The following is a 7907-nucleotide window of genomic DNA, read 5'->3' on the forward strand; positions in this document are numbered from 1 at the left end:
AAAACCAAAGATTTTTCCAAACCGGCCTTTATTATGGAGACTTATGTCACAGCCTCTAATTTTAAAAACAAAATCCGCGCATTAGTGTCTTTACAATTGCCGTAATTTCTGCATATCTAAAAACTAATACTCTGTTTTTTCTATGCTGCACATGAGGCCATTATTCTCATGTATAGATGCATTTAAATTTTTCAAATCAATTATTCAGACCACTGGAACGTAAAATTAAACTCTCTTCATGGTTGATATATTGTTGCAATTTTATCGCATTTTGGTGGGTAATATACCCCTGCTCAACCAAATATTGGAGTGATAATCTCTGGGCACTCACTGATTTGAATCTTAACTTTCGTACTTCTTCCTGGTATTCCTTTTTTCCTAATGTATCTCCGCTTTTTTGTTTTTCAATCATGTTGCGATATCCGATTATCAAATGATAGATTACTTCGCGGTTGAAGGACTTTTCGTTAACACTTGGATCTTTTAAATACTCCGAAAGTGACTTAATGGCAGCTTTGGCGAGGGTTCGTTCAATAAAACGCATCTCAACACCATAATTTTCGTCCCGCCTGACACCATTCCACAAACTAACAGCACGCATTGTTTTTCTTAAAGACTGACCGACTGTCGGAAACAACCAATTTTGTCTAATCCGTGCAGTATGATCAACATTTTTCATTTGGCTAAGCAAATTTTTCCTTGACTTTAAAAAAGATTTCTTATGAATTTGATTGGTTCGAAACAAACGCTGCAGTTCACGTAACTGTCCTTCAATTGCAACCTTTCGTAATTTTATTTCATCAGTGGTAGCTGCTAAAGCTTCAGCCTCTCCACGTTCATCGTTTTCAATGCTTTTTATCATATACTGGTATTCCAAAATTAAATGATAGACTGCTAACTGGTTGTTCATTCGTCTTTGTTCTTCCAAACTGCGAACCGCACTTTTCAAAATATAGAGTTTTGCTTGATTCAGATTGATCAAATGAGTCTCTTCCGAATCATCATCCATATCATCAATGATTACAGCCCCACCACGTGTCTCCAATTCAAGAGTATGTCCTGCAATTATAGGCAAAGTGACAATTGCCATTACCATGCTTAAAATAATCACTCCAGCAGCTATAAACAAGACAAGCGCCCTCTCAGGAAAATTATCTCCCGACAATGTATGTACCGGAATCGTCAATGCTGCTGCCATTGTAATTGCACCACGCACACCAGATAACCCTGATAACATAGCTATTTTAAATCTTGAACGAACTGACTCTTCCCCTTCTTCGTGTCCAAAAAGTTGATAACAGTAAGTCCATATTACACGTATTGCTAGCAAGATAAACCAAACTACGAAAACTAAAAAAATAGCATTAAAAGTGCTTATTTTCTCATTTTTAATCGTTCCTATAGTCGCCACGGGTAACTCTACTCCCAAAATAGTAAACATTGTTCCATTTAGCAAATATACAATAATCTCCCACATACGCTCACTAACCAAATTAATTTCTGGTTGGACACTATTAAAAGAAACCCTTTTTGAGGAAAAAAAGACTCCCGCTACTACAACTGCAATAACACCTGAAGCATGCAGATATTTTTCAGTTAGCAAATATACTATAAACGGAACTGATACTTGCAATACAGTATTAAAGATCACATCATTAAAGCCCTTTACCACAAGCCATTCAATAATAAAAATAACAATGTAAATCAGGAGGATTCCAGCTATTAAACCAACAGAAGACATATAAATAAAATCTCCCAAGGCCTGTGAAAAAGAAAAATAACCGGTAACTGCAACTGCCAACGCATACTTAAACCCTATCAACCCACTTGCATCATTAATTAAACTTTCTCCGCTAACCAAATGTAAAATATTGTCAGGAAGTTTAACCTGTCTAGAAATGGAATGAACAGCAACAGGATCAGTTGGGGCTAAAATAGCTGCTAAAGCAAACCCAACTGGCAATGGTAATGATGGTATCACCAGATAAATCAAATATCCTCCGACGAGTATCGTAATAAAAACAAGAATAATAGCATTATTCACAATTGCGCCTTTTAACTTCCATAACTCATCTTTAGGAAATTTGCGTCCATCATTATACAAAAGAGGTGCAATAAAAAGTAACAAAAACCAGCTAGAATTCAGATCAATTTTTAAATTAAACAGTATTGCCATTGATGCGCCGAGGAAAATTTGAATCAAACTGACTGGAACCTTTTTAAAATAGTGATTGACCAAATTTGACAATAATACTAACGCAACTAGCAAAATAACTGTTTCAACAACTGTCATTCAACTACCACCCCCTTGTATCTATTATTACAAAAAAAAGCAATAAAAAAAAGGAGTTCGCTTAATATATTTACGTGAACTCCTTGTTTTAACTAGCTATTTTCGCCTATAATCCGAACTTCTGTTTCAAGCTGCACATGAAATTTATCAAGAATTGTTTCCTGAATATGCTTTATAACCGCCAGGTAGTCCGATGCTGTTGCAAAACCAACATTAACAATAAAGCCAGCATGTTTAAGCGAGACTTGTGCTCCTCCTATCTGAAATCCTTGCAAACCGGCATCATGTATTAATTTCCCTGTGTAATGGCCTTCGGGACGTTTGAAAACACTGCCACAAGAAGGATATTCCAAAGGCTGTTTAGATGCACGTAAGAAATTAAAGTCATCCATTGCTTCTCGAATTTTTTTCTTATTACCAATTTCCAGACCAAAACGAGCAGAAAGAACAATATCCTTTTCATCCTGAATGCGACTGTGACGATAGCCGAAATCCAAATCACCATTTTGATAAACTCGAATTTCGCCGCTTCTTGTTAAAATTGTTACCGAATGAACCACTTTACTAATTTCCCCACCATAAGCACCAGCATTCATAAAAATTGCTCCTCCGATACTTCCTGGAATTCCTGCTGCAAATTCTAAACCTGTTAACCCCAATTTATAGGCGGCTTCAGTCGTATCAATTAAAGAAGCACCCGCTTGAGCAACTACATTTTTGTTCTCTATTTTTATTTGGTTCAATTTAACTAGGATGAGAACTAAGCCCCTAATGCCACCATCTTTCACAATCAAATTGCTAGCATTCCCTACCACAGTCACTGGAATCGCTAATTTTTTTGCCTCAATTATCATGTTTTTTAATTCGTCTATTACCTGCGGAAATGCCAATAAGTCAGCGGGTCCGCCAGTTCTAGTATTAGTATATTTCGATAATGGTTCATTAATAAGAATTTTACTTTCTGAAAAAAGATTATAAAATTTTTTTTCTGTTTGATTCATTTTAAAAGATCCTCACAATCAAAAATTAGTCATTAAATATTTCATAAACGAAGGTTACAACTAGTTTTTCCCTATTGCAACTGTTAAAATTAATTCTAGACGATTTACGAAGGGTGTTAAAGATAAATGAAGTTTATTTCATGGAATGTTAATGGTTTACGTGCTGTTTTAAAAAAGGACTTTCTGTCTATTTTCAAACAGCAAAATGCTGATTTCTTTTGTATCCAAGAAACTAAGCTACAGGAAGGGCAAGTTGAACTCGAACTTCCAGGTTACAACAAATATTGGAATTATGCGGATAAAAAGGGGTATTCGGGTACTGCTATTTTTGCCAAAACCCCCGCCCAAAATGTCTATTATGGGATCGACAATGATGTCTTTGATCATGAAGGTCGTGTGATTACACTCGAATATCCCGATTTTTTTCTGATCACTTGTTATACTCCTAATTCTCAAGCCAAATTAAAGCGCCTAGAATTCCGATTAAAGTGGGAAGAAGCTTTTCTCAAATATATTCAAACATTAGACAGTAAAAAACCAATTGTTTTGTGTGGTGACTTAAATGTTGCACATGAAAACATTGATTTAAAAAATTGGAAAACTAATCACTATAGTGCAGGATTTTCAGATGAAGAGCGCCAAAAGCTATCATCTTTTTTAGATGCAGGATTCACAGACTCTTTTCGGTACCTGCACCCTACTAAAACCGGGATCTACTCTTGGTGGAGTTACCGTTTCCACGCTCGTGAAAACAACGCTGGATGGCGCATAGACTACTTTATCACTTCAAATATATTGCAATCTAAGATAATTAATGCTGATATTTTGACGCAAATTTATGGATCCGATCACTGTCCTATCCTTTTACAGTTAAAAATATAATTAGTTAGAATCCAAGGAGGGTATACAATGGATTTTGTTGCACTAGATTTTGAAACTGCTAATTTTAAAAGAAACAGTGCTTGCTCAATCGCATTGACTGTTGTACGTAATGACCGCATCGTTGATGAATTCTACTCATTAATAAATCCGCAAGTACCTTTTAATCAGAGAAACATCCAGATCCACGGGATTAGACCTGAAGATGTTTCCAATGCACCGACCTTTTTAGAATTATGGCCGCATCTTTCTCCACTATTTGCTCCAAATAAACTGATTGTTGCACACAATGCGACTTTTGACTGCAGCGTCTTGAAAAATACATTGGCTTATTACGATATTGCAAACCCACAGTTTCTTGTATTAGACACGCTGAGGACCAGTCGTTCTTATTTTAAAAATTTTGAAAACTATAAGCTGAATACTGTGTGTGAACAATTAGAGATCCAACTTCAGAATCATCACAATGCATTGGATGATAGTTTGGCATGTGCTAACATCTTATTATATCAGTTAAGAGAGTTCGGTTTAAATGATATAAGCAGATTTATTAAATCTATTTGATAACATATTACACTGCTTAATTAACTACTAAATAAAAAAGCCTGAAGCAATATTAACATTGCCTCAGGCTTTTTTGAATACTTTAAATTAACTAGCTTTAACAGAATACGGTTCTATCTTTATTGCATGTCAGTAAAAGCTTAACTCTTTGGCTTGTTGAACTGTGCCAATTGGCCTTGAAATTCTTTACCGTATTTTTCAATATCACTTGTTTGAGAAGCCACTGTATAATCGGCATACTCACCATGTTCACTTTTATCCAGTCCTTCAATTTCTTCATCTTCATTAACTCTGATTTTAACAAACAACTTCATTATTACAACAATCACAGATACAATAACTGTTACAAATACCATAGTAAAGAGTGTTCCTACAATTTGAATAAATAATTGATGCCAACCGCCACCATAAAACAAACCATTTTCAGAAATTGAACTATTAGCAACTTTACTTGCAAAAGCACCTGTTAAAATTGATCCTACAATCCCAGAAACACCGTGACACCCAAAAGCATCCAATGGATCATCATATTTGAGTTTGGGTTTAATGTAGGTTATAAATCCATAACTTGCAAGAGCACTGATAGCACCTACCCAAAATGAGCCTGCAGCTGTCACAAAACCAGCTGCTGGTGTTATACCAACTAAACCACAAATAGTACCCGTACATACGCCTTCTAACGTTGGTTTCTTAACAACTATCATGTCCACAACCATCCATGTAATCATTGCAGCTCCAGTTGCAATTGTTGTTGTTAAGAAAGCTTGGACAGCTACCTCATTCATTCCCAAAGCAGAACCTGCATTGAAACCATACCATCCTATCCACAGGATAGCTGTTCCAAGCAACACCCATGGCATGTTGTAATGTTCAACTTTTAATCTTTTGCCGAAATTAAGCCGTTTTCCTAAGAAAATTGAAAGTAAAAGTGCTGTTACACCGGCATTGATATGCACAACAGTTCCACCTGCAAAATCTAATACCCCAAAAGATGCAAGGAGACCATTAGCACTCCAAACAATATGTACCATTGGGTAGTAGATAAAGATCGACCATAAAACAATAAAAATCAAGAGAAAGTTAAATCTCATTCTGCCGACAATTGCTCCAACAAACAAAGCCGGAGTTATAATAGCAAACATCATTTGAAAAATTAAATATGCTCCGACATTAATTCCCAATTCCTTAGACTGCATCTTAGCAAGATCCAAACCGCTTAAAAAGAAGTGATCGACTTTTCCTATTACGCCACCAATATTTCCATTGAAAGATAATTCATAACCAACTGCTGCATATAGCAAAACTGCGATACCACAGATGAAAAACACCGATAACATTGTATTAACGACGTTTTTTCGTGAAACTAAACCTCCATAAAAGAAAGCCAATCCAGGTGTCATAAAAAATACTAAAACACTTGAAATAATTAAAAAAGTCGTGTTCGAACCATTCATCCCTATCCCTCCTACTGTTAATGTTATAAATTATAACATCATTTTCATAAAATAGTCTATATTAAATAAAAATATATATCATTAATAAATAAATAGACATATTATATTTACAAAACATTTTAAAAATCATTTTTAAGTTATAAAAGATAACATATACAGCCACAAGTTCTTTAAAAGATTTTAATTCTCTAAATACTAACAAAAACTATTAATTTATTGTGCTGTTACTTTATCAAATTTCTGAAGTAAAGATGGGAACAATCTTTCAAACTATTATTTTAAGAATTAATATTCTTAAAATAACTCTCAACCCAATTTAACAAAAAAGTTCCCCGTAGTTTTTTAAACCTTGAACACTAGCGTCCAGTTATAAACACTGCAGATTGAGAGTATGACAGTTAATTCAAAACTAACAGTTCATTTATCTGCTCAACTGCCATTTTTTAGATATAATGAATCCTATCGAAAAGAAAAACCCTAGTTCAAAAACAAACTGGGTTCCAAACAGTTAATTATTAAAAACTTACAAAAAAAGAGCATTAACATACAAACATATGTCAATACTCTGATGATACCGGTGATCGGGGTCGAACCGATACGCCCTCAACGGGCACTGGATTTTGAGTCCAGCGCGTCTGCCAATTCCGCCACACCGGCATAATAATAACAAAGTAACACCAATAATAATACCTTAGTTAGCGCCTAAAAGCAACTAAAGGCGGTAACCGGATTTGAACCGGTGATAAAGGTTTTGCAGACCTCTGCCTTACCACTTGGCTATACCGCCATATTAAAGGGACAAATCCTTACTGGGTTAGCTGGATTCGAACCAGCGCATGAAGGAGTCAAAGTCCTTTGCCTTACCGCTTGGCTATAACCCAATAACTAAGGGCGATAGGTGGGAATCGAACCCACGCGTGCCGGAGCCACAATCCGGTGCGTTAACCACTTCGCCACTATCGCCATCAATGGCAGGGGTAGTAGGAATTGAACCCACACTGACGGTTTTGGAGACCGTAGTTCTACCTTTAAACTATACCCCTATTTAAATAAAATGGAAGGGAGTGGATTCGAACCACCGAACCCGAAGGAGCGGATTTACAGTCCGCCGCGTTTAGCCAGACTTCGCTACCCTTCCATGGTGGCGCGGGACAGAATCGAACTGCCGACACATGGAGCTTCAATCCATTGCTCTACCGACTGAGCTACCGAGCCATCATTAAAATTTATAAAATACAACGGTCCTAGCCGGATTTGAACCGGCGATCTCCTGCGTGACAGGCAGGCGTGATAAACCCCTACACCATAGGACCGAAATATTATGGAGGATACAGGGCTCGAACCTGTGACCCTCTGCTTGTAAGGCAGACGCTCTCCCAACTGAGCTAATCCTCCATATGACCCGTACGGGATTTGAACCCATGTTACCGCCGTGAAAGGGCGGTGTCTTAACCACTTGACCAACGGGTCATTTTTGCTAACGGAGAGTAAGGGATTCGAACCCTTGAAACAGGTTAATACCCGTTTACATGATTTCCAATCATGCTCCTTCGGCCAACTCGGACAACTCTCCATCATTAAAAACTCCGGCAGGCGGGCTCGAACCGTCGACAACCTGATTAACAGTCAGATGCTCTACCAACTGAGCTATGCCGGAATACTTGCACGGCAACGACCTACCCTCGCAGGGGGCGATCCCCCAACTACTATCGGCGC

General features: G+C 37.0%; 5 protein-coding genes and 12 tRNA genes. 2 read left to right on the forward strand and 15 right to left on the reverse strand.

Going from position 1 to position 7907, the window contains the following annotated elements:
• Nucleotides 1–196: 196 nt before the first annotated feature.
• Both FD20_RS11635 and murB read right to left on the reverse strand, forming a co-directional pair.
• Nucleotides 197–2293, reverse strand: coding sequence for a cation:proton antiporter (locus tag FD20_RS11635; RefSeq protein ID WP_057738721.1), 2097 nt, complete (start codon nucleotides 2291–2293; stop codon nucleotides 197–199).
• A 92-nt stretch (nucleotides 2294–2385) separates the two neighbouring features.
• Nucleotides 2386–3294 (reverse strand): UDP-N-acetylmuramate dehydrogenase, encoded by a 909-nt coding sequence (gene murB / locus FD20_RS11640; protein WP_057738723.1) that lies wholly within the window; start codon nucleotides 3292–3294, stop codon nucleotides 2386–2388.
• A 126-nt stretch (nucleotides 3295–3420) separates the two neighbouring features.
• On the opposite strand from murB, the gene FD20_RS11645 reads away from it, so the two are divergent.
• Together FD20_RS11645 and FD20_RS11650 are read left to right on the forward strand one after the other, a co-directional pair.
• A complete protein-coding gene (locus tag FD20_RS11645) occupies nucleotides 3421–4176 on the forward strand; it encodes an exodeoxyribonuclease III (RefSeq protein WP_057738725.1) in 756 nt (251 codons plus the stop codon).
• 27 nt (nucleotides 4177–4203) lie between these two features.
• On the forward strand, nucleotides 4204–4737 hold the full coding sequence (locus FD20_RS11650) for a 3'-5' exonuclease (protein ID WP_057738727.1): 534 nt from the start codon (nucleotides 4204–4206) through the stop codon (nucleotides 4735–4737).
• Nucleotides 4738–4877: 140 nt separating this feature from the next.
• On the opposite strand, the gene FD20_RS11655 is transcribed toward FD20_RS11650, so the two are convergent.
• The 13 genes from FD20_RS11655 to FD20_RS11715 form a co-directional block, all read right to left on the reverse strand.
• Nucleotides 4878–6191: an ammonium transporter gene (locus FD20_RS11655; protein WP_057738729.1), complete on the reverse strand. Its 1314-nt coding sequence runs from the start codon at nucleotides 6189–6191 to the stop codon at nucleotides 4878–4880.
• Between the two features lie 572 nt (nucleotides 6192–6763).
• Nucleotides 6764–6848 (reverse strand) — tRNA-Leu (locus tag FD20_RS11660).
• A gap of 59 nt (nucleotides 6849–6907) precedes the next feature.
• A tRNA-Cys gene (locus FD20_RS11665) sits at nucleotides 6908–6978 on the reverse strand.
• A 22-nt stretch (nucleotides 6979–7000) separates the two neighbouring features.
• Nucleotides 7001–7072 (reverse strand) — tRNA-Gln (locus FD20_RS11670).
• Between the two features lie 9 nt (nucleotides 7073–7081).
• Nucleotides 7082–7154: transfer RNA gene (locus FD20_RS11675), tRNA-His, on the reverse strand.
• Between the two features lie 6 nt (nucleotides 7155–7160).
• Nucleotides 7161–7234 (reverse strand) — tRNA-Trp (locus FD20_RS11680).
• A 12-nt stretch (nucleotides 7235–7246) separates the two neighbouring features.
• Nucleotides 7247–7329 (reverse strand) — tRNA-Tyr (locus FD20_RS11685).
• Nucleotide 7330: 1 nt separating this feature from the next.
• Nucleotides 7331–7406, reverse strand: a tRNA-Phe gene (locus tag FD20_RS11690).
• 24 nt (nucleotides 7407–7430) lie between these two features.
• Nucleotides 7431–7504 (reverse strand) — tRNA-Asp (locus FD20_RS11695).
• A 9-nt stretch (nucleotides 7505–7513) separates the two neighbouring features.
• Nucleotides 7514–7586 (reverse strand) — tRNA-Val (locus FD20_RS11700).
• A 3-nt stretch (nucleotides 7587–7589) separates the two neighbouring features.
• A tRNA-Glu gene (locus FD20_RS11705) sits at nucleotides 7590–7661 on the reverse strand.
• An 11-nt stretch (nucleotides 7662–7672) separates the two neighbouring features.
• Nucleotides 7673–7764, reverse strand: a tRNA-Ser gene (locus FD20_RS11710).
• 11 nt (nucleotides 7765–7775) lie between these two features.
• Nucleotides 7776–7848: transfer RNA gene (locus tag FD20_RS11715), tRNA-Asn, on the reverse strand.
• Nucleotides 7849–7907: the final 59 nt, after the last annotated feature.

This window comes from Liquorilactobacillus uvarum DSM 19971 (assembly GCF_001434935.1).
Classification (GTDB): Bacteria; Bacillota; Bacilli; order Lactobacillales; family Lactobacillaceae; genus Liquorilactobacillus; species Liquorilactobacillus uvarum.